Consider the following 22,161-nt stretch of genomic DNA (forward strand, 5'->3'; position numbering starts at 1 on the left):
TCAGTTCCCGGCCAGGGCGTCGCGCAGGCTTTTCGGCCGGATGTCGGGCCAGTTCCGCTCGACATACTCCAGGCACTCAGCACGGCCGGCTGGCCCGAACGCCGCTCGCCAGCCGGACGGGATCTCCGCGAAGGCCGGCCACAAGCTGTGCTGCTCCTCGCCGTTGACGAGCACGAAGAAGCTGCCGTTGTCGTCATCAAAGGGGTTGGTGCTCATCGCTTCTCCTCATCAGGGTTGCGGCGGTTCCGGAGTTGTGCAGGGCAGAAATCCCGGCGCCCAGGATGCGGTCCGACAGCAACCCCAGACAGCTCAGGTTGGGGAATCCGGGGCCCTGGGTGAGGCCGGACAGCGTCGGCAGGAACAGTGTCGGCGTGACGTCGTTGACCGCCAGGTGGTAGCCGATCGCCTCCTGCAGGCTGTCGGCGGTCAGCGCGCCGCCCACGCCGAGTTCGAGCAGGTCGAGCACATCCTCGCTGAACAACGAAGTGAACCACAGCGGGTCCGCTCCGGAGCCGTCGATCACCAGGTCGAAACCATGCACCGTCTCGAAGTTCTCGGTGCCCCGGTTGGTGCTCAAGGTCAACCTGATCTGGTCCTGTCGCGCAACCGCGTGCGCCACCCGGCCGCGCAGGTGGTGGATGCGGTCATCATGCAGCAGAGCTTCCTGAACGTCGGCCGAGAACACCCCTCGGTCGGTGCGGGCCATAGCGTCACGGCGTTCGCTGAGCGTCAGTGCCGTCCAGTCGGTGGGGTCGGAGAACAGCGAGTTCTCGAAGAAGCTCTCACCGCGGGTGAACAGGGTCACTTGCGGGGAGATGACGGTGACCGATGAAACCCGGTGTCGGCACAGTTCATTGAGCATCGAGGCGGCCGTCTCCCCGCCGCCGATCACCGCGACCCGTTCGGCGTCGATCCGGTCGTGGGCGGCCGCGCGGTCCCAGAACTGCGCGATGGACAGTATGCGTGGGTGGCGCGGCAGCATCGACTTCTCGGCCTGGCCGGGACCGGTGATCATCAAGGCGTCGGCCTGCACCGCGGTGTCAGGGGTGCGCAGTTCCCACCGCGAACCGGCCAGCGCGAGCTGCACCACTTCGCCGTGCACAACCTTGAGTCCCACCTCCTGAGCGACCCAGTTCAGGTAGTGGTTCCAGCAGCGGTGCGTCGGCGCCGGCCTGCCACGATCGACCCAGTCGGCGAACGAACCCATGGCGATCTGGAATGACGTCCAGCTGTAGCGGGTCATCCGCTCGTCGATCTCAGCGTTGCGGCGGGGTATCAGCGCCGAACGGTAAGGAAAGCCGACGTCTTTCTCGGGGCTGGTGCCCAGCCGATGCGCACCGTCCGTCCAGCCGCCGTCGGCCAGCCAGTTGGCGCCGATCTTGAGGCGTTCGACGGCGACGATGTCCGGGGCGTCGATTCCCATATCACGGAGCACGTGTGCCTTCGCGGCCACCGCGACCGCTTTGGCTCCGGCACCCAGCACAGCGAGGGTCGAATTCATGACGCCATCTCCAATAATGTTTGCTGCCAGAGCTTTTGCAACACCGTGAGGTCGTCTGCGGCGAGGATGTCCGGTAGTGTGCGCCACTGCGTGGCGAGCACCGGTCCCTCCGCGGAGCCCAGGAGGGCGGCCACCACCGTCAGTTCATGGCGGACTGCCTGTTGCGGTTCGGGCAGTTGTCCCAGACCGGCCAGCAAGCTCCGGTCTACTCTCAGATCGCCGGCCCCGACCTGCAGGTTGCCGAGATAGTTCAGCAGCAGCTGCGGCTCGGGGAGAGCGCACAGTCGGGTGTCGGACCGCAGATACCGCAGGAGACCGTAATCGACTGCGCTGCCGGGTATTCGCGCATGGTCGGTGGCGCCGTCGGAATGGATGCGTAGGGGGTAGATCGCAGTGAGCAGACCGACGGTGTCACTGGTGTCGACCCTGTCCTCGACGCTCTGGTCGACCTGAATATCGACGCGGCCGTGCGTCTCGAGGGCCAGCAATGGCGCCGGCGTCTGCTGGCCGCGACTGCGCCGCCATGCGGTCACCGTCCGTGCGGCCGCGGTGGCCAGCAGCTCAGGCATCGGCTGCGCCAACGACAGCAGGCGCGCCGTCACATTCGCGTCGCAGGACGAGACGCTGATAGCCAGCTCACCGGCCCGGTCGGTTTGCGGCCGCAGCCGCCGGGCTCCCAGCGGCGGATCGGCGCCGTCGAGTTCGGCGGCCCAGAAGTCACCGCTGCGCAGGTTGCGCGCCCGATCGGCGAGCAGCCGCGACCACTGCCGGTACGTCGTGTGCTCACGATAGGGAGCGACGGCTCGTCCGGCGGCCAGCGTGTGCAGCCCCGCATCGATTTCACTGAGCACTATCCGCCACGATGCCGGATCCAACGCCAGCACATGCGCCGTCAAGATCAGCACACCCGGCCCGTCGGGTACGCGCAACCATACCGCCGACAGCAGGCGTCCAGCATGGGGATCCAAGGAGGCCAACGACTTTCGCGCGTGCGTGACCACCTCGTCGACCAGTTCGCCGGTGGCCCACACCTCGCTGAGAATCTCGGCCCGGGGCTGCGCCACCAGAGTCATCGCGGCGCGGTCGAACCGGCAGCGCAGTACCTCGTGGGCGTCGAGGACCGCACCCAGCAAAACGTCCAGACGTGGGCGGGTGACCGAATCCGGCAGCCCGATGACCTCGGTGTGTGCGAGCCGCCGGGGATCGCCGTATTCGTACAACCAGTGCGCGTTGGGCAGCACCGGGATCGGCCCGGCATCCTCGTCGCCGGACGCCTGCCATACGTTCTGGGCGTCGACGGCGGCCGCCAGCTCACGAATCGTCTCGCACTCCACCATCATCCTGGCTCGCAGCGCGATGCCTCGGCGGCGAGCCGCCTGCACCACCGACAGCGCCACGATGCTGTCCAGGCCCATCTGCAGAAAGCCTGCGGTGACATCGATTTCGGCGCACTCGAGGACCGCGCTGAACGCCTCGACCAACGCCAGCTCGGTGGCCGTCTGGGCGGGGGCCGCCGCATCATCGACGAGATCGATTGCGGCGAGTGCCTTTTCGTCGACTTTGCCGTGCGAGGTCAGCGGCAGGTCGTCGACGACTACGATGTGGTGCGGGACCAGATAACGCGGCAGCGTGCGCAGCAGCATGGCGCGAAGTTCGGCGACCGGCAGCTGCTCCGCCTCGCCTGCCACGTATGCGGTGAGCCGCGGGCCCGCAGCATGACTACGGGCCATCACGTGCGAACCGCGCACCCCGGCGTGCCGGTTGAGCGCAGCGGCGATCTCGCCGGGCTCGACCCGGAACCCGCGTATCTTCACCTGGTCGTCGCTGCGGCCGACGAACTGTAGACCACCATCGGGCAAGCGGCGCACCACATCTCCGGTGCGGTACATTCTGCTGCCGACCGCGTTCGGCTCCGCCACGAACCGCGTCGCGGTCTCGGCCGGGCGCCCGAGATAGCCGCGGGTCAACTGTTCACCCGCCAGGTACAGCTCCCCGGCGACACCGTCCGGCACCGGCCGCAGCCAGGAGTCCAGGATGTAGGCGCGCGTGGTCCGCGTCGCGCGTCCGATCACCGGTTGTGCGTGCTCGCTGATGGTCGCGACGACGGCCTCCACCGTGGTCTCGGTAGGCCCATAACAGTTGAAGGCGGTCATGCCGCTGCACGCGCACTCCCGCTGAATGTCCTGCCAGGCGGCGGCTCCCAGGGCTTCACCACCGAGGGCGAGCACCGCGAGCGGAACGCGGGCAAGCAGCCCCGCATGGTGAAGTTGGGTGAACATCGAAGGCGTGGTGTCGATCAGGTCCAGACGGAAACGGTCGATGGCCGCGACCAGCGCGTCGGCGTCCCGCTGCCGGTCGTCATCCACGATGTGCACCGTGTGGCCGTCGAGCAGCGCCGCCAGCGGTTGCCAGGCCGCGTCGAAGGTGAAGGACCAGGCGTGCGCCACCCGTAGTTGCCGGCCGGCCCGCTCGGCGACCGGCCGTAGCACACGCTCGATGTGGTCGTCGGCATACGCCGAAAGCGCCCGGTGGGTGCCGATGACACCTTTCGGCGTCCCGGTGGTGCCGGACGTGAACACCGCGTAGACCGCCTGCTCGGGCGCCACCGCGGCCGGCCGGTAGTCGGCAGGCACCTCGGTGCTGACCGCAGCGTCGAACACGTCCTGATCGACGACGACGGGAGCAGCGGTCTGGCGCAAGATCTCGGCGATGCGTTCGGCGGGCATCGCCGGGTCGAGGGGCACTATCATGCCCCCGGCTTTGAGGACGGCCAGCAACGCGGTCACATAATCCGGGCCGCGGGGCAACGTGATCGCCACCGGGGTCTCGGCGCCGACGCCGGCGCCGCGCAGCGCGGTGGCCAGCCGATCCGCGTGCGCGTCCAGCGCACCGTAGGTGAGTTGACCTTCGGCCCAGCTGAGCGCTACCGAATCAGGCTGCCGTGCCGCGATTTCGGCATACCTGGTGTGGACGCCGACAGGCGACCCGGTCCGAATCGTCTGGCCGGCGGTGGGGCGCTCGCCGTCCAGCACGACGTCGACGCGGCGCAGCGGTGACTGCCAATGGTCGACCAGTCGCTGCACCACCGCCAGTAGCCGCCTGCCCAGGTCGTAGGGCGCCGCGGTACCCAGCGCCCCATCGAGCACCTCCACCAGCACCGTCAGCTCCGGGCTCAGGTGCGCGGCGATCGTCACCGGAAAGTGCGAAACACTCTCCAGGGCGACCGGCCGAAATGTCACCGCACCGGCGCGGAATTCTTTGGTGCCCACGACTTCACCCGGCGGGAAGTTCTCATAAACCAGCAGAGTGTCGAACATCTCGCCGATGCCGGCCAGGGAGCGCAATTCGGCGTGACTAAGGTAGCTGTGGTCATGCAATGCCGCGAATTCACGCTGCAGCGCAACGCATTGTGAGCCGACCGTCTCGTGCGGATTCAACCGGACCCGCAGCGGCACGGTGTTGATGAACAGGCCCACCATCCTTTCCACGCCCGTCAGCTCGCTGGGCCGGCCGGCCACCGTCACGCCGAAGGTAACATCGGCTCGATCGGTGAGGGCTGAAAGTGTTGTGGCCCAGGCGAATTGAATCAACGTGTTGAGTGTGACGCCCCGGTTTCTGGCGGCCTCGGTCAAGGCGGCGGTGGCCGCCTCATCCAGACGCAACTCAGTGCGTCGCGGCATTCCGGCTTGCGGAGGATGATTGGTGAGCGCCGGGGAGAGCAGGGTCGGGCCGTCCAGGTTCGCCAGGTGATCAGCCCACAAAGCCCGACTGGCGGTTTCGTCGCGACTCGCCAGCCAGCCGATGTAGTCGCGATAAGGGCGCGGCGGAGCCGGCAACGCAGCCGTATCGCCGCCTGCGCGATACAGGGCGAGTAGTTCGGAAACGAAGAGCGGCAGCGACCAGCCGTCGATGATGATGTGGTGCGCGACGATTACCAGATGCCAACGGCAGTCCGGCAGTTCGATGAGCAGGAACCGGATCAGCGGCCCGTGGCCCACGTCGAAACGGCGCCGCCGCTCCCGGGCTGCCAGCGCGGCCACGTCGTCGGGCCGAGCCTGTACCACCGCCCAGGGCACCTCCGCCGTGGTGGGAACCACCTGCACCGGTCGGCTGAGGTTGCCGTGCACGAAGCTCGCTCGCAGGTTGGGGTGCCGGTCCAACATCGTCGCCGCGCAGGCTCGCAACAACGCTGCGTCGAGCGGCCCGGTCACCTCGGCCGCCATCGCAATGACATAGGGATCGGCCGTACCGGCCTCCACGTCGAGCAACGTCGCCATCGAAAACAGTCCGCGTTGCAACGGGCTGAGCGCCATCACGTCCGCGACCGCCGGCAGTGCGTCAGCGCGTGTCACGGCTGCTGATCCCAGGATGCAGTCAATGCCGAAAGTTCCTCGGCGGACAGCCCAGAAGTAGTCATCGGCGCGTAATGCGTGTTTTGCGAATCTGTTTCGCTTTGCGCCTTGGCGTCCAGCGTGGCGGCGAGCTCGTGCAGCACAGGGTGCTCGAAGATCATCCGCGGGGTTAGCGGCAGGCCGGCTTCCCTGGCCTGCGCGGCCGCCCGCACCGCCAGGATGCTGTCCCCGCCGAGGTTGAAGAAGTCGTCGTATCGCCCAATCTGCGCGGCGTCGTCGAGCACCTCACTCAGAATGCCGGCGAGTAGGCGTTCGGTGGCCGTGCCGGGCGGCTCGGCCGCGGCGGCTGGGGCAGGCTTGGGTTGCGTTGTGCCGGTCGCTTCGGCCAGGAGTTCCAGCTGCCCGTCGCAGTCCCATCGGCCGCGCTCACCGGTGCGGTAGAGGCGCGAGCCCGGCCGGGTGGCGAACGGGTCGGCAATGAACCGGGTTGCGGTCGACGAGGGCCGCGTCGATCTGCCGCCGACCGCAACGCCGCCGCCGAAATAGACGTCGCCGACCACACCTTGCGGCACTGGCCTGAGCGACTCGTCGAGAAGGTAGACCCGTGCGGTGTCGGCGCCGGCATCGCATCGGGCCAGGATGCGCTGGGTTTCTTGGGCACTGGCGATCTCGACATCCCGCAGCGTTTGGTCCGGTTGGTCCGCGAACGCCTCGGCGAGGCGGACCAGCCAGTCGGCGAATCGCTGGCCAGTGCTGCGCCGATACAAGTCGGTGCGGTAGATGACGTGACCGCGGTATCCGTCGTCGCACGCGAAGAAATTGACCGAGATGTCCGCGTGGGCGGCGTCAAAGGTCGGCTCTAGTGCGGTGAAGGCGGTGTCGCCGTCCGGTCCGGACTCGATGACCCGGCCTGCGGGCAGCTGGTCGCGGACATGGACCACGACGTCGAACAGCGGATTGCGCGACAACGACCGGACCGGACGAACCGCATCCACCACTTGGTCGAACGGCAGGTCCTGATGCTGGTAGGCGGCCAGCGCCATATCCCTGGTGCGGGTCAGCACCTCACGCAAGGCTGGGTTTCCCCGAAGGTCGTTACGCAGCACCACAATGTTGATGAAGAATCCGACGAGTTGGTCCAGCTCGGATTCGTTGCGCCCGGAGACCGGGGTGCCGATCGGAATGTCGATACTGCCACCGGCTTTGTGCAGGGCCACCGCGACGACGGCCTGCAGCGACATGAATTCGGTGACGCCCAGTTCACGATTGAGCGCAGTCAATTTGTCGCGGGTAGCCGCGCTGATCCGGAACTCCACGGCGTCGCCCGCGCCGCCGAGCACCGGCGGGCGCGGGAAGTCCGGGCGCAAACCGTTTTCGGTGGGCAGACCGTCGAGTTGGCGGATCCAGTAATCTCGTTGCGGCCCGGCGATTCCCGCGCTTTCCGCGAGCAGCTCGTCCTGCCAGATGCCGTAATCGGCGTACTGGACAGGCAGCGGCGCCCACGAGGGTTGCTGCCCGGCTCCGCGCGCCCGATAGGCCGTCAAAACGTCGGTGAACAGCACCCCGGCTGACCAATGGTCGCCCGCAATGTGGTGCAGCACCAGCGAAAGCACCGTCTGCTCTGGTGTGCTCAGCAGTGCGGCGCGGATCGGCCAATCGGTCTCCAGGTCGATGACCTGACCCCGCTCTTCTTCGAGTTGATGGCGCAGCCACTCCTGATGGGGCCCGTCCGCGCAGCGCACCGGCACCTGCTGCGGCGGGTTGATGATCTGGTACGGAATACCGTCGAATTCACGGTAGGTGGTGCGCAGAATCTCATGCCGCGCCACCACGTCGGTGATCGCCGATGTCAGCGCCTCGGCGTTCACCGGGCCCCGCAGCGCGGCGGCGAAGGGAATGTTGTTGTAGGCGTTCGGCCCGTCGACGCGGTAGGTGAACCAGCTGCGCATCTGGGCGGAGGACAACCGCACCGGCCCTTGGTGGTCAGTAGGCATCAACCGTGGCCGCGCTGAGGCCGGGGCGCGGGTGTCCAGGTGCGCGGCCAACCGGGACACTGTGGCGAATTCGAAGATCTCCCGCACACCGACATCAACCGAAAACGCGTTGCGCAGCGCGGCAACAAGTTTGGTAGCCAGCAGGGAGTGACCGCCGAGCTCGAAGAACGAGTCGTCGGCACCCACGCGGTCCCGGCCGAGAAGATCTCCGAACATGGCCGCAACGCGCTGCTCGGTGGCGGTCTGGCACTCACGGAACTCGGTGGCGGTGCCGACGTCAGGATCCGGGAGGGCGGCGCGGTCGATCTTGCCGTGTGTGGTGATCGGAATCTCCTGCAGCACCACGTAGGCCGCGGGCACCATGTACTCGGGCAGCGCCGCTGCCACCCGGGCCCGGATCCGGTCCAGGTCGACTTCGGCCGACGCGTCCGGACCCTGGGCCGGCGTGACGTAGCCGACCAGGCTCTTGCCTAGGCGGGGCAGATCGCTCACCACGACGACGGCCTGTCCGACGGTGGGATCCACCGAGATGGCGGCGGCGACGTCACCGAGTTCGATGCGGAAGCCGCGGATCTTGACCTGTTCGTCAGCGCGGCCGACGAACTCGATGTCACCCTGGGCGTTGCGCCGGGCCAGGTCTCCCGATCGGTACATGCGGGCACCGGGGTTGAACGGATCGGCAACGAAACGTTGTGCGGTCAGCGCCGTGCGCCGGTGATAGCCATAGGCGACATGGGTTCCGCCGATGTAGATTTCGCCGATCACGCCGACGGGTACCGGCTGCAGCGAGTCGTCGAGCAGATAGATGTTGGTGTTGATTTTGGGGCGCCCGATGGGAACGATGCGGGTGCCCTGCGGACCCTGGACCTTGAAACGGCTGGCGTTGATCACGGTTTCGGTCGGACCGTAGAAGTTGTGCAACAGTGCGTCGAAAGTGGCATGGAACCGGTCAGCCACTTCACCGGGCAGCGGCTCCCCGCCGATCGGCACCCGTTGCAGGGTCCGCCACTGGTTGACGCCGGGCAACGAGAGGAACAGCCCCAGCAGCGAAGGCACGAAGTGCATCGCAGTGATGCCCTCGTCGCGCAAGAGCGCGGTGAGGTAGCCGATGTCGGTCAGCCCGCCGGGTCGTGGGATCACCATCCTGGCACCGCACGCCAGCGTGCCGAAGATCTCGGCGATAGACACATCGAAGCTCGGCGAGGCGACCTGCAGCAGGCGGTCGGCGCTGTCGACCTCGTACTCGTCTTTGAACCAGACGAAGTATTCCGCGACGGGACGATGAGGCACGGCGACGCCCTTGGGCAGGCCGGTGGTTCCGGAGGTGTAGATCAGGTACGCATTGTTGTCGGGCCGCAGCGGACGGACGCGGTCGGCGTCGGTGAGATCGTCGGCGCAATAGCCGCCCAGATCACGTACCGGTTCGCGCACAACGAGTTTCGCATCGCAGTCGTCGAGGATGAAGTCCAGCCGGTCCTGCGGATATTCGGGATCCACCGGAACGTAGACGGCACCGGACTTGACCAGCCCCAGCGCTGTGATAACAAGGTCGGGCGACTTGTCCAGCAACACGGCGACCCGGTCTTCGCTGCCGATGCCCTGCTCGACGAGCCAGTGCGCCAACCGGTTCGACTCCTCGTTGAGTTCGCGGTAACTGAAGTGTTTGCCCTCGTAGACGATGGCCGTGGCGTCGGGGTTGCGCCGGGTCTGCTCGGACACCAGATCGACCAGAGTCTTCGCCGGCGTGGTGAACCGCTCCCCGCGCATGACGTCGTGTAGCCACTGCGACTCGCGCCCATTCGTCAGGGCCAGTTGCGACAACAACGTGTCCGGAGCGGTCAGCGCGTGCTCGAGCAGCACCGTGAAGTGCTCGAGCAATTGCCGCACCAACGGTGGCTCGAGAATCTCCAGCAGATACTCGGCCTCAACCAGCACGCCGGACCGGTCGAATTCGACCATCAGGCCCAGCGGCAATTGTGTGACGTTGCTGCGCAGTTCGTCACGTCGGCACACGGTGCCCGGCGGATTGAAGCCGCCGCCGTCAGGCTCGCGAAAACCGAAGCTGACCCTGGTCATCCGTTCGGCGCCATGGCGGCGATCGGGGTTCAATTCCCGCACGACGCGATCGAGATTGATGCGTTGATGAGCGAATGCCCCGGCGGCGGTGTCGCGGGTCGCCGTCAAGAGCGCGCGAAAGGTCATCCTGGGCTGCGGGCGCAACCGCATCGCCACGGTGTTGCCGAAATATCCGATGGTGTCCTCGGTTCCGGCGCCGCGATTGAGCACCGGTGCCGCAACCAGGAAGTCGTCGCTGTGGGTGTAGCGGTGCATCAGCGCGCCGAAAGCCGCCAGCATCACCATGTACGGCGTGCACCCGGTGTCCCTGGCGATCGCCGTCACCTGCCCGGCGATGTCAGCCGGCAGTCGCACCGTTGACCGCGCCGCCCGCCAGTTGGTCGGCACACTCGTCCCCGTCGGCCCCGGCAGTTCCAGCGGCTCAGGAGGATTCGCCATGACGGCGCGCCAATACTCGAGGTCGGCCCCGGTGGTGTCCGGCGTGCGCGGGACTGGCGGACGGAACTCCGGCCCGAGATCGGCTCCCGAGTATGCACGCGTGAGGTCGGTGAAAAATACTCGCCAGCAACCGTCGTCCCAGGCGATGTGGTGGACCACCAGCAAAAGCACATGTTCGTCGGCGGCCGTGCGCACGACGGTCAGTCGCAGCGGGGCAGCGCTGGAAAGATCGAAGGGCTTGGCGAATTCGCGTTGGGCCAGCACCTCCAGGCGTAACCGGCGGGCGTGCTCTGAGAGGTCGGTGAGATCATGCTGTGTCCAGGCGGGGCGCAGGTCAGCGTGTGCGGTGGCCCTGGGGACGCCGTCGTCTCCGCCGGCGTAGGTGGTGCGCAGAATCGGATGGCGACGTGCGACGGCGTCGACGGCGTCATGCAGCCGGCCGAGATCAATATCACCGGTGATCCGGTAGGACAGGCAGACATTGAGTAGCGTCCCGGTGGGATCGGCCATCTGCACGAACCACATCCGCGCCTGGCCGTCGGACAACTGGTCCACCGCGGCGGCTCGGGGCACTGCCTGCGGGGACGACAACCCGCGATCGGCGAGCCTGCGGCGCAGCAGCTCTAGTCGGGCCTCGTCGAGCCCGGTGTGAGTTTCAGTCACGCGAGATGTCTACTTTCTGTCCGGTGCCGTAGTGCTCGCCGGCACTTTCGAGTTTCGCGACGAGTTCGTCGCCGGTGAGCTCGTCCAGCAGGAGACGCAGCGGCACGGTGCGGCCGATGGTCCGTTTGAGTCGCTTGCGCAGGTCCACTGCCAACATGGAGTCCACACCGAGGTCGAACAGGGATTCCTTGAGGTCCACATCGCCCGCGGGCGTGATTCCCAGCACCGCTGCCAGTTCGCTGCGGACCGCATCCACGACGGAGACCGGATCGTCGTCCCGGTTCGGGATCGTCTGGTCCGCGGTGCCCGGTCCGGTATCGCCGAGGAAGATCTGGAACCGGGCGGCATCGGCGGCGAACACCAGAGGATCGACGCAGTGGTCGCGCAGGCTCGCCTCGATCGCCTGGCGGGCAACCATCGGGCGCAACCCGGAGCGTTCTATCTGCGTCAGCGCGGCTGCATTCATGATTCCCCGGCTGCCGCCGTCCTCCGGTGCGCTCTGCCACAGGCCGTATCTCACTGCCACGCAGCGTCTTCCGTCGGCGCGTAGCCGAGCGGCCATGACGTCGAGCAGTCGATTCGCCGCCGAGTAGGCGCCGTGTGCGCGTCCGCCCATGACACCGGATATCGAGGAGCACAGCAGTATTCGGGCATCGGGGCGGACCGGCCAGAGCTCGAGCATCCGAGCCAGACCGACGACTTTGCCGGCGCAGGTATCGGTTACACCGTCCGGCGTCATCACGGCGGCCGTGTCGAACGTGGCGGTGCCGGCCGCGTGGATCAGCAACGAAGCGCCGGAACCACCGTATTCCTTTGCCGAAAGCGACAATTGCTCCTGGTCGGTAATGTCGCAGGGCGGCGCCAGCACCTCGGTTCTATACACTGCCGCCAGCGCGGTCAGTGCAGCCGCATCCGCCCCACGCCGGCTCAGCAAGACGATGCGCCGCGCTCCGCGCTCGGCGAGATACCGGGCGTAGTGCATGCCGATGGCGCCGGCACCGCCGGTGATGACGACCTCGTCGAGGATGCCGGTATCCAGCGGCCAGGGCGGAGCGGCCGGCAAGTCACCGACGGCACGCGTCCAGATGACGCCGCGACGCAGCGCCGCCTCTGCAGCGCCGGCCAGCGACGCCTCGACCACCGCACGGCCGGCAGTTGGCACCAGCTCCCACGACGGAAGATCCAGATGCAGGAAAGTCTGCTCCGGGTGGTCGAATCCGATGCTGCGATGCATGGCGGCCAGTGCCGCGTGGCCGGCGTTGGGCAACGGATCCGTGTGCTGCACCTGTTCGGCTCCGACCGTGACCAGGCACACCGCCTGGCAGCGCGGGCCCAGTTCAGTCGGGTAGTCAAGCAATCCGGTGCCGACCAGATCGGCAAGTGCGGCGACGGCTTTGTCCGGGGCGACGCAATCGATGCGCGGTGCGATCACCAAAACCAGTTCCGCATCCTGCGACGAGCGCAGTTCGGTTGCCGGGTGCGAATCGACGGCCGCGCACAGCGACCCGTGCAGTTCGCCGTCCGCGCCGAGATCGACCACGGCAACGCTTCGCCGCCCGGTAGCTGGGGCCGGCGCCACCTGATCCCAGCGCTCCGCCGCGACGGTCAATCCGGTGGCGGGTCCAGTAGCTGGGGGCAGCGGTTCAGGATGCGCCCAGATCCGCACCGCGCGCATCGGCGCATTGGGGAATCCGCGTAGGCCGGGGCGTTGGGCGGGCGCATCGCCCAGCAGATCAGTCCACGGATAACCGGGATCAGCTACCGCCGCGGTGACGACGCCAGCCGATAGCGCTTCGAGCAACGATTCACCCTTGCGCTGAGGTCCGACCAGCACGGCCGGCCCCTCCGGCAGGCCGGTGGCGCCCTCGAAGATCTGAGCCATCGCGAACATCAGCACCGGGGATGCCGACAGTTCGATGAACGATGTTGCACCACAACGGATTGCCGACTCGATGGCACGATCGAACCGCACCGTGTTGCGCAGGTTGGCATACCAGTAGTCACCGAACGCGGTCCCCGCGTGCACCAGGTCCCCGGTGGTGCCGCCGATGAACTGCACCGGGGCATCAACGAATTGCGAGTCGGGCAGCCGGTCCAGCAAGTTCTCGCGTAGCTGCTCGAGCGCACTGGTGTGCGCCGGGAAGCCCGCCGTGATCTCGCGGGCGAACGTGCCTTCGGCCTGCACGGCGTCGACCAGAGCCCGTACCGCGCGGCGCTCACCGGACACCGCCACGGTCGAAGGGGCGTTGACTACGGACAGCTCGAGCCAGCCATCGGTGCGCTCGACCAGCTCCTGGGCGACCTGCTCGGTGACGCCCAGCGCGGCCACCGCGTAGCGGTCCGGCAGCGTTCCCACCACGTCGGCGCGGGCCGTTACCACTGCGGCGGCGTCGGGCAGGGTGATGGTGCCCGCGACATAGGCCGCAGCGACTTCACCGAGGCTGTGACCGACGATGAGGTCGGGCAGCACACCGCAGGAGCGCCAGACCTCCGCCAGACCGACGGCGTGGGCGAACTGGGCGCCCTCAATCTCGACCTCCGAGAACCCGTCATCGTTCGCTGCCATCAGGTAGCCCAGCGGCGAGATACTTCCCGCACCCTCGAACGCCGCCGCGCACTCATCGACCGCTGCCCGGTAGGCCGGCAATTCCACGTATGCGGCGGCGCCCATGCCCGGCCACTGTCCACCCTGACCGGGAACAACGAATGCTTGACGGGGAGCGGTGCTCACCGCGGAACGGGCAACCAGGGGATGATCTTCTCCGGCGGCAAGCGCGCGCAACGCGTCGACAAGCTCCGACCGGTCCGCCGCTCGCAACACGGCGCGGTACCTGCGCACCCGGCGGGTCCGGCAGAGGTGGCGCGCGACCTGGGTCACGGTGGTCGCCGGAAACCGGTCGAGATAGTCAGCTACAGCTTGGGCGTCCGCCGCGATGAGGTCCTCGGCGTGCGCGCTCAACAGGACCGGCAGGCGTCCGTCGGGCAATCTTCTGGCGCCCATCACACCCCCGCGCACTGGGATACCACGGTGTCCGGCATCGAGACGATGAGATGGGTGTTGGTCCCGCTCATCCCGAACGCGGACACCGCCGCGGTTCGGTGGCCCCCGATGGCCGGCCACGGGGTCAGTTTGTCTGCAAGACGCAGACCTGCACTCTCCCAATCTATTTCGTGACTCGGCTCGTCCGCGTGCAACGTCGGTGGTATCGCGCCATGTTCGGCGGCAGTAATGACCTTCACCAGGCCCAAGGCGCCCGCCGCGGCCTGCGCGTGTCCGATGTTCGATTTCAGCGACCCCAGCAACGGCCCACGCCCGACAGGCGAGCCGCCGTAACCTGCCACCAGCGCCAGCAATTCGGTGCGATCACCCAGCAGGGTCCCGGTGCCGTGTCCCTCGATCATTCCGATGTCGGCGACCTCGACACCGGCTTGCGCGATGGCCCGGCCGAACAGTCGTCGCTGCGCATCGCCGCTGGGTGCCGTCAAGCCGTTGCTCCGGCCATCGGAGTTCAGTGCACTGGCCAGGACTTCGGCCAGGATGTGTCGACCATCCGCGCGGGCCCTCGACCGGCGCTGCAACAGAAACATTGCCGCACCCTCCGCCCAGACCGTTCCACTGGCGTGCGCGCTGTAGGGGCGGCAGTGTCCGTCGTCGGATAACGCGTGCTGTTTGGAGAACTCGACGAAGTATCCGGGGGTCCCCATCACGCAAACGCCGCCGGCCAGCGCCAGGTCGCAGTCGCCGGCCCGGATGGCCTGCACCGCTGTGTGAAACGCGGCCAGGGCCGACGAGCAGGAAGTGTCGATCGTCAGTGCCGGCCCGGCCAGGTCCAGGGTGTAGGCGATGCGCCCCGAGATGACACCCAGCGATGTGCCGGTGATGAGATGGCCGCTGTGGTTGGAGAATTCCGACAGCGGAGGTCCGTATTCGAGCGCAGCCGCTCCCACATAACAACCCACATCATGGCCGGCCAGTTCATCGGGGTTGATCCCGCTGTTCTCCACCGCTCGCCACGCCACCCGCAATCCGACGCGTTGCTGCGGATCCATTGCCGTCGCCTCGCGCGGTGAGATGCGAAAGAACTCCGGGTCAAAGGCCGTTGCGCTGGACAAAAACCCGCCAAGGTTGTGGATGGGCTTGAATCCCTCACGCCGCGATCCGTCGAACAGCCCACCGAGTGCCCAGCCCCGGTCAGCCGGGAAAGGGGCGAGCGCCTCGCGTTGTTCAGCCAGCAGGGACCAGAAGTCCTCGGGTGTTTCACAACCACCAGGCGCCTCGACCGACAGGCCGACGACGACGACGGGATCGCTATCGAACATGAGCGCTCACAATGGCGGCCAGCTCATCAAGATGCTCAGTGAGGTAGAAGTGGCCCCCGTCAAAGTGCGAGAGGGTGAATCGGCCGGATGTGTGTGTTTCCCAACCGCTCAACATGTCTTGGCTGATCCGATGGTCGCTGCGGCCACCCACAACATGAATGTCCGCGCTGATGCGGGTCTCGGGCGGACACGAATAACAACCCAGCGCCCGGTAGTCCGCCTTGACGGCTGTGATCAGCAGTTCAACGAATTCCTCATCTTCGAGCAGCATCGGATCGGTGCCGCCGAGGTCCACCATGTCGGCCAGCACGTCAGCGTCCGAAGCCGGCAACGGTCCTGATGCGGCAATCGTCGAGGGCGCCTGCCCGGACGACGCCCACAGCGCACGTACCGGCACGCCGCTGGACTCGGCCACCCTGGCGAACTCGAAGGCCACCACCGCACCCATGCAGTGACCGAATAGTGTCAGCGGCGCCGTCGCCGCCCAGTCGCCCGCGCCGAACAATTCCAGCGCCAGCGTCTCGATGCTGCCCACCGCCGGATGACTGCGCCGGTCCGCCCGCTGCGGGTACTGCACCACATAGACATCAACACCGTTGGCCGACAACGCCTTTGCCAGAGCGCGGTAGGCCGCGGCGGCGCCCCCGGCGTGCGGAAACAGCACCACCGAGCCGTCATTGCCGCTCGCGGTGAAGCGCTTGACCCAGGACTCGAACCGCGGCGGCGAGCCGCTGATCGCGGGCGCGGGATCCAGCGCGGACATCACCTCGGCACTTTCCATCCCGGCAATCTCCAGATACAGGCCGGCGACCTGCTCCAACCGATGTGGGTCGGATTCCCGCCTGGCGAGCAATTGGGCCAGCCCGGCAACGGTGCGGGCAGCCGCGAGGTCCGCCACGGTCAGGCCGGGCGCATCGAGCAATTGCCTGATGTGCGCCACCGTCCGCGTCGCCACGCCGACGTCACCCCGGTCGCAGAGATCTTCGTCCACCCCCACCGTGGTGCGTCGCAGGGTGGTGGCGACGATGTCACACAGGGCTCGCTCCAGCTGTGACCGCGGCGTCCCAGCCCGCGCCGCCGTGTCATTGGACGACATCAACTCTCACCAGGCCCGGATCGCCGGAGCGGCGGACCGGGCCGCGGCATCGACGCCGACGCCGACGCCGCGGAGTCGCCAACGATCCGCCGACAGGCGGGCCTGATGGACTCTATATACGCCGCGGCACCCACACACCCTCCCAGAATTAGCACAGGCTGCCCTAATTTGTGGTGTATTTACCTTAGCCGTCATCTGCCCGCCGCCGCTAACGGCCCGGCGACAGGAGGTGACCGCTACCCACCGGGCGCGCCAGAATAAATAACTGCCATTGACGAATGTCACCATTTGGTATTGACTGATTTGCATGGCGGACGGCGTTCCGGCGCTCGGGTCACTGCGGTCCCGCACTGCGAAGCGGAGAGCACTGTGATCATGCGGCCGATCACCGCGGCGATATCGAACCAGATAACCCCGCCAATCGAGAAACGCGTTGCAGCAAAGGCGGTTTGATGTTGGGACCACTGGACAAGCTGCTGAGGAAAAAGACTCCGAGTCACGGCGCGATGGCGGTGGTCACCGGCGCGGGCAGTGGCATCGGAGCGGCCTTTGCCGCCGAACTCGGCCGTCGGGGCGGCAAGGTGGTGTGCAGCGACATCGACGACGCGGCCGCGCGACAGACCGCCGACGAGCTCACTCAGCGAGGCGCCGAGGCCATCGCGGTGCGCTGCGACGTGTCCCAGGTCGACGACGTCTATGCGCTGGCCGATCAAGCGCAGGCATGGTTCGGTGCGCCGCCGACTCTGGTGATCAACAATGCCGGCGTAGGGACCGGCGGAGAGCCGATCGGCGACGTCCCGCTGGGAGATTGGGTGCGGACCCTCGGCGTCAACCTCTGGGGACCCATTCACGGCTGCCATGTCTTCACACCCATCCTGCGGGAAGCCGGCCCGTCGGCCGGGCCACAGGGAATCATCAACGTCGCTTCGGCGGCGGCATTCGGCGCAGCACCCGGCATGGCCGCCTACAACGTCAGCAAGGCCGGGGTCCTCTCGCTGTCGGAGACGCTGGCTGCCGAATTGTCCGGCACGGGAATCACTGTCACCGTGCTGTGCCCGACGTTCGTCAAGACCAACATCGTCGAATCCGGGCTTGCGGCCGGACGCATCAGCGAGGAGTCCAGTGCGCTGGCCAGCAAGCTGATGCGCTGGACCGGCTTCTCAGCCGGGAAGGTCGCCCGAATCTGTCTTAATGCCCACGATCGCGGCGAGCTTTACTGCATGCCCCAGTTCGAGGCCAAGGTCGGGTGGAATGTCAAACGACTTGCGCCGGGTACATATACGCGCGCGGCCGGTCTCATCTCGCGGGCGCGGATCTGAAACACCCTCGCTCGAAAGGAGAAGTTCGTGGCCATCGACATGCAAGCCATGCTCGCCAAGATCAAGGACCGGCAGTGGGCGCTGGCCGACATCGACTGGGATGCGCCGGGGGCCGAAACGATCCGGCCCGACTTCCGCCCCAAACTCAAGGCGTTCATGGCCGACCTGTGCTGGATCGAGAACATCGGCGCGCGCGGCTTCGCGGCGTTGGCGAGAAAGGCGCCCGACCCCACCATCGCCGAGATCTACCGGTACTTCCATGCCGAGGAACAACGGCACGCGAACGCCGAATTGGCGCTGATGAAGCGCTGGGGAATGCTCGAAGCGGGCGAGATCCCGGAACCCAACGTCAACATCAAAATGGCCATCGAATGGCTCGACACCTTCGCCGATGACATGCCCCTGTCCGTGCTCGGCACCGTGATTCCGATGCTAGAAGTGGCACTGGACGGGGCGTTGCTGAAATTCCTCTTGGACTCCGTCGATGATCCGGTCTGTCATCAGGTGTTCGAGAAGATCAACAACGACGAATCCCGGCACATAGCAGTGGATTTCGCGGTTCTAGAGATGATCGGCCACGCCACCGCCCGCCGGTTGGCGATCGAACTGGTCGGACGCTTCGCCTCGCCGGGTCTGATCATCGGGATGGTGATGTACGTTCCGCTGCTCAGCCGGGTCCGCAACGAAATGGCCGGCATGGGTATGGAGCCGGAGCGGTTGTTCAACGCGGTCAACCGCTTCAAGCAACTCGGCGATCGGGGTGAACGCACCCGGCGGGTGCCCACCTACCAGCTGCTCAAGCGGCACGCCTCGTGGGTGGTCAACCCACGACACCCCTATCAGCTGCTGGCCAATTCCATGGTGTGGCTATCGGATTTCTACCCCAATGCGCTGCTGAGGCCGATGCCGAGCTGGTCGCGGGAACTCACCCACGAGCCAGCGGCGTGATCGTGGCAGACAACGGCATCTACTCCACCCTCATCATCGGCGCGGGCTTCACCGGGCTCGGGGCGGCCATCCGATTGGTCGAGGCGGGCGTCGAGAACATCGTGATACTGGAACGTTCCGACCGGGTGGGCGGAACCTGGCGTGACACCCGATATCCCGGCGCCAGCTGTGACGTCCCGTCGTTGCTGTACTCGTACTCGTTCGTCAAGAACCCTAAGTGGTCGAGAACGTACTCCCCCGCGCCCGAGATCTATCAGCACATCGAGGACATGGCGAACAGGTTCGGCATCCGCCGCCATATCCGCTTCGGCTATGAAGTGACCGGCCTGAAGTTCGACGAGGACACCGGCGTATGGACGACAACGACGAAGAACCGCAAGCATTTCCGTGCACGCACCGTCGTCCTGGCCGCCGGCCCGCTGTCGGATGCCAGCTTCCCGGACATTCGCGGGCTGGACAGCTACGAAGGACACAAGATCCACAGCGCCCGTTGGGATGCCGACTACGATTTCACCGGCAAGCGGGTTGCCGTCGTCGGCACCGGCGCCAGCGCGATTCAGATCGTCCCTGAGCTGGTGAAGCGGGCCGGATTCGTCAAGGTCTTTCAGCGTACGCCCGGCTGGGTGCTACCGCGGCTGGACGTGGCGACGCCACCGGCGGTTCAGGCGTTGTTCGCCAAAGTTCCTGCCGTTCAACAGATTGCCCGCCAAGCGTTGTTCTGGGGCCACGAAGCCACCGCGACGGCGATGGTGTGGAACACCCCACTCACCTCCCTGGTGGCCCGACTAGGTCAGGTTCACATCCGCGCCAAGGTCAAAGACCCCTGGCTGAGGCGTCAACTGACCCCCGACTTCGCGCCCGGATGCAAGCGCATGCTGATCTCCAGCGACTATTACCCTGCCCTGCAGCGCGACAACTGCAAGCTGATCGACTGGCCGATCGCGACGTTGAGCCCGGTGGGGATCCGGACCAGCGACGGCATCGAACACCATCTGGACTGCATCGTCTTCGCGACCGGTTACGACGTCCACCTGACCGGGCCGCCTTTCGAGGTCACCGGACTAGGAGGTCGATCGCTGGCCGACGAATGGGCGGACGGCGCGCAGGCTTACAAGAGCATCAACGCGCACGGCTATCCGAACTTGTTCTTCATGACCGGGCCGAACTCGGGTCCGGGCCACAACTCCCTGCTGGTGTACATCGAAGGCCAGCTGGACTACGCGGTGCGCGGCATCAGCACCATCCTGAACAAGGGCCTGCGCTATCTCGATGTGCGCGAAGACGTTCAGCGTCGCCACAATCAGCACCTTCAACGCCGGCTGACCAAGACGACATGGATGTCCGGTTGCCGCAGTTGGTACCTCACCAAGGACGGGTACAACGGATCCATGTACCCGGGAACCGCCACCCAGTATCTTCGCCAGATGGGCGACTTCCAGTATCGGCATTACGACGCAGTAGGCAGCGAGATCCGCGAGCGCGTCAGCGCGCCGGTCTGAAAGGTCGCACCGTCTTGGCCACCGACCAACCGCTCGACCGATCCGGCAGGCCCGAACCCGGCACGATCGCCAGCGTCCTGTCCAACGTGCGACGCGCTCCGCACCGCGTGCGGCGCCAGTCGCGCGATTTCATCGAATCCGCCGTGACACAACTCTTCGATGCCGCGGTGCGCCACCCACCGGACGCCGCGACGTCCGGGGAGTACCGGATCGAGGAACTGGCCCGATTGGCCGGCACCACCACGCGCAACATCCGGGTCTACCGCGACCGCGGCCTGCTGCCCCCGCCACTGCGGGTCGGGCGGATCGCGCTGTTCAACGACACCCACCTCACCCGGCTGCGGCTGATCACCTCGATGCTCGACCGCGGCTACAACATCGCCCACGTGCGGGAGATGCTCAGTGCGTGGGAGGAGGGCAAGAATCTGGGCGACGTCCTGGGCCTGGAGACCGCGATCGTGGGCACCTGGACCACCGAGAAGCCGACGACCATAACGCTAACTCAGGCACGCCAACTCGTGGGTGACGCAACGGCTTTCGAGCGGCTGGTGGCGCTGCAGGTGATCCGCGTCGACGGCGAGCAGGCCACCGTCACCCGGCCCAAGCTCATCGAGGCGTTCAACGAAGTCCGCGGCTACGGCGTGAGCCTTGACAAACTCATCGACCTACACGAGCAGATCCTGCCCAAGGTCGACGAGATCAGCGACCTGCTGGTGCGCGCCGGCTTCGAACACGTGGCGGACCGGATCAAGCCGGGTGAGGCACTACCGGCGGACGCCGAGGTCGCCGAACTGATCACCATGCTGGTCCGGTTCCGCACGCAGGCGGTGGCAACCGTCACCGCCACCCTGGCCTCATCGATCGAATCCAACATCGAGACGCTGGTCAGCCGCCTGCTCTCGGAGTATCTCGAGCACGCGGCTGAACCCGACGTCAGCGCCCGCTGAGGGTCAGCGTCCCTTGGGTTTTCAGCACCCGCGCGGCGGTGATTCGCTCGGCCTTGCGGGCCTCCCGCTCGAGGTAACGATGCTTGGATTCCTCAAACTTCTCCGAGGCCGCCTCGAGTTCCTTGATCAACACCGCCAGATCGTCCCGCATCCGCGCCGCCTCGCCGGTGAAATCCTCGCGTTCGAAGATTCGCCACTTCTTCAGCACCGGCATCACCACCTCTTCGAGATGGATGCGCGGATCGTAGACACCGCCGACCGCAATCACCACGGCCTTGCGCCGGAATTCGGGCACCGTGTACCCCGGCATCTTGAAGTTGCGCAGAATCCTGTGCACGGACTTCATTGCCTGGTTGGGTGCGATGTCGAGGCCGGCCGCGCTGACGTCGCGGTAGAAAATCATGTGCAGGTTCTCATCAGCTGACACCCGGGCCAGCAATTGGTTGGCGATGCTGTCGTCGCAGGCCTTCCCAGTGTTGCGGTGCGACACGCGGGTCGCCAATTCCTGGAACGAGACGTACATCACCGAGTCGAACAAGCTTTCGGCGAACATGTCGCCTTGCTGGTTCTGGCCCGGGCTGAAGCCGCGGGTGATCTGCTCCATCCGAAGCTTCTCCAACTCGACGGGGTCAACCGCGCGGGTCACCACCAGGTAGTCGCGCAGCGCCACACTGTGCCGGTTCTCCTCGGCCGTCCACCGGTTCACCCACTGCCCCCATGCGCCGTCGAGGCTGAAGTTCATGGCGATCTCGCGGTGGTAGGACGGCAGGTTGTCCTCGGTCAGCAGGTTCTGCACCATCGCCACCTGGGCCACATCGGAGAGTTGACTCTGCCCCGGCTCCCAGTCCTGACCGTCGAGGGCATAGAAATTCTTGCCGTCCGACCAGGGAATGTAGTCGTGCGGATGCCATTCCTTGAACATCGACAGGTGCCGGTTCAGCAGGCGCTCGGCGACGGGTTCAAGTTCTTGCAGCAGTTGCAGATTCGTCATTTCTTTGGGCACAGCAT

12 protein-coding genes are annotated in these 22,161 nt (G+C 66.5%); 4 read left to right on the forward strand and 8 right to left on the reverse strand.

The genetic code is table 11. From position 1 onward, the window contains the following. Genes JX552_RS20620 through JX552_RS20650 form a run of 7 tightly spaced genes read right to left on the reverse strand, consistent with a single transcriptional unit; the run spans position 1 to position 16,440 of the window. Positions 1-216, reverse strand: coding sequence for an MbtH family protein (locus JX552_RS20620; RefSeq protein WP_205873761.1), 216 nt, complete (start codon positions 214-216; stop codon positions 1-3). Further along, positions 197-1,501: an NADPH-dependent L-lysine N(6)-monooxygenase MbtG gene (gene mbtG, locus JX552_RS20625; protein ID WP_205873762.1), complete on the reverse strand. Its 1,305-nt coding sequence runs from the start codon at positions 1,499-1,501 to the stop codon at positions 197-199. Before mbtG ends, JX552_RS20620 begins: the two co-directional genes overlap by 20 nt. Further along, positions 1,498-5,853 (reverse strand): non-ribosomal peptide synthetase, encoded by a 4,356-nt coding sequence (locus JX552_RS20630; RefSeq protein WP_205873763.1) that lies wholly within the window; start codon positions 5,851-5,853, stop codon positions 1,498-1,500. The genes mbtG and JX552_RS20630 overlap by 4 nt, the downstream gene beginning before the upstream one ends. After that, positions 5,850-11,024: a non-ribosomal peptide synthetase gene (locus JX552_RS20635; RefSeq protein WP_205873764.1), complete on the reverse strand. Its 5,175-nt coding sequence runs from the start codon at positions 11,022-11,024 to the stop codon at positions 5,850-5,852. Before JX552_RS20635 ends, JX552_RS20630 begins: the two co-directional genes overlap by 4 nt. Then, positions 11,017-14,025 (reverse strand): mycobactin polyketide synthase MbtD, encoded by a 3,009-nt coding sequence (gene mbtD / locus JX552_RS20640; protein WP_205873765.1) that lies wholly within the window; start codon positions 14,023-14,025, stop codon positions 11,017-11,019. The genes JX552_RS20635 and mbtD overlap by 8 nt, the downstream gene beginning before the upstream one ends. Continuing rightward, on the reverse strand, positions 14,025-15,344 hold the full coding sequence (locus JX552_RS20645) for a beta-ketoacyl [acyl carrier protein] synthase domain-containing protein (protein ID WP_205873766.1): 1,320 nt from the start codon (positions 15,342-15,344) through the stop codon (positions 14,025-14,027). Before JX552_RS20645 ends, mbtD begins: the two co-directional genes overlap by 1 nt. Further along, positions 15,334-16,440, reverse strand: coding sequence for a thioesterase domain-containing protein (locus JX552_RS20650; RefSeq protein WP_205873767.1), 1,107 nt, complete (start codon positions 16,438-16,440; stop codon positions 15,334-15,336). Before JX552_RS20650 ends, JX552_RS20645 begins: the two co-directional genes overlap by 11 nt. Before the next feature lie 452 nt (positions 16,441-16,892). Here JX552_RS20650 and JX552_RS20655 point away from each other — a divergent pair, with 452 nt between their 5' ends. The 4 genes from JX552_RS20655 to JX552_RS20670 are packed head-to-tail and all read left to right on the forward strand — an operon-like array spanning position 16,893 to position 21,153. Further along, complete coding sequence (locus tag JX552_RS20655) at positions 16,893-17,759, forward strand: SDR family NAD(P)-dependent oxidoreductase (RefSeq protein WP_205873768.1); 867 nt, start codon at positions 16,893-16,895, stop codon at positions 17,757-17,759. 27 nt (positions 17,760-17,786) lie between these two features. Continuing rightward, positions 17,787-18,707 (forward strand): ferritin-like domain-containing protein, encoded by a 921-nt coding sequence (locus JX552_RS20660; RefSeq protein WP_205873769.1) that lies wholly within the window; start codon positions 17,787-17,789, stop codon positions 18,705-18,707. After that, a complete protein-coding gene (locus tag JX552_RS20665; protein WP_205873770.1) occupies positions 18,704-20,206 on the forward strand; it encodes a flavin-containing monooxygenase in 1,503 nt (500 codons plus the stop codon). The genes JX552_RS20660 and JX552_RS20665 overlap by 4 nt, the downstream gene beginning before the upstream one ends. A 14-nt stretch (positions 20,207-20,220) precedes the next feature. Continuing rightward, positions 20,221-21,153, forward strand: coding sequence for a MerR family transcriptional regulator (locus tag JX552_RS20670; protein ID WP_205873771.1), 933 nt, complete (start codon positions 20,221-20,223; stop codon positions 21,151-21,153). Here the strand turns inward: JX552_RS20670 and JX552_RS20675 are convergent. Then, positions 21,140-22,144, reverse strand: coding sequence for an acyl-ACP desaturase (locus JX552_RS20675; RefSeq protein WP_431195998.1), 1,005 nt, complete (start codon positions 22,142-22,144; stop codon positions 21,140-21,142). The genes JX552_RS20670 and JX552_RS20675 overlap by 14 nt on opposite strands. Positions 22,145-22,161 lie beyond the last annotated feature (17 nt).

This window comes from Mycobacterium gordonae (assembly GCF_017086405.1).
Lineage (GTDB): Bacteria > Actinomycetota > Actinomycetes > Mycobacteriales > Mycobacteriaceae > Mycobacterium > Mycobacterium gordonae_D.

Excerpts from the sequence above, each read along its gene's own strand:
- JX552_RS20620 (WP_205873761.1), bottom strand. The coding sequence starts at position 216 with ATGAGCACCAACCCCTTTGATGACGACAACGGCAGCTTCTTCGTGCTC.
- mbtG (WP_205873762.1), bottom strand. The coding sequence starts at position 1,501 with ATGAATTCGACCCTCGCTGTGCTGGGTGCCGGAGCCAAAGCGGTCGCG.
- mbtD (WP_205873765.1), bottom strand. The coding sequence starts at position 14,025 with ATGGGCGCCAGAAGATTGCCCGACGGACGCCTGCCGGTCCTGTTGAGC.
- JX552_RS20645 (WP_205873766.1), bottom strand. The coding sequence starts at position 15,344 with ATGTTCGATAGCGATCCCGTCGTCGTCGTCGGCCTGTCGGTCGAGGCG.
- JX552_RS20650 (WP_205873767.1), bottom strand. The coding sequence starts at position 16,440 with ATGTCGTCCAATGACACGGCGGCGCGGGCTGGGACGCCGCGGTCACAG.
- JX552_RS20655 (WP_205873768.1), top strand. The coding sequence starts at position 16,893 with ATGTTGGGACCACTGGACAAGCTGCTGAGGAAAAAGACTCCGAGTCAC.
- JX552_RS20675 (WP_431195998.1), bottom strand. The coding sequence starts at position 22,144 with ATGACGAATCTGCAACTGCTGCAAGAACTTGAACCCGTCGCCGAGCGC.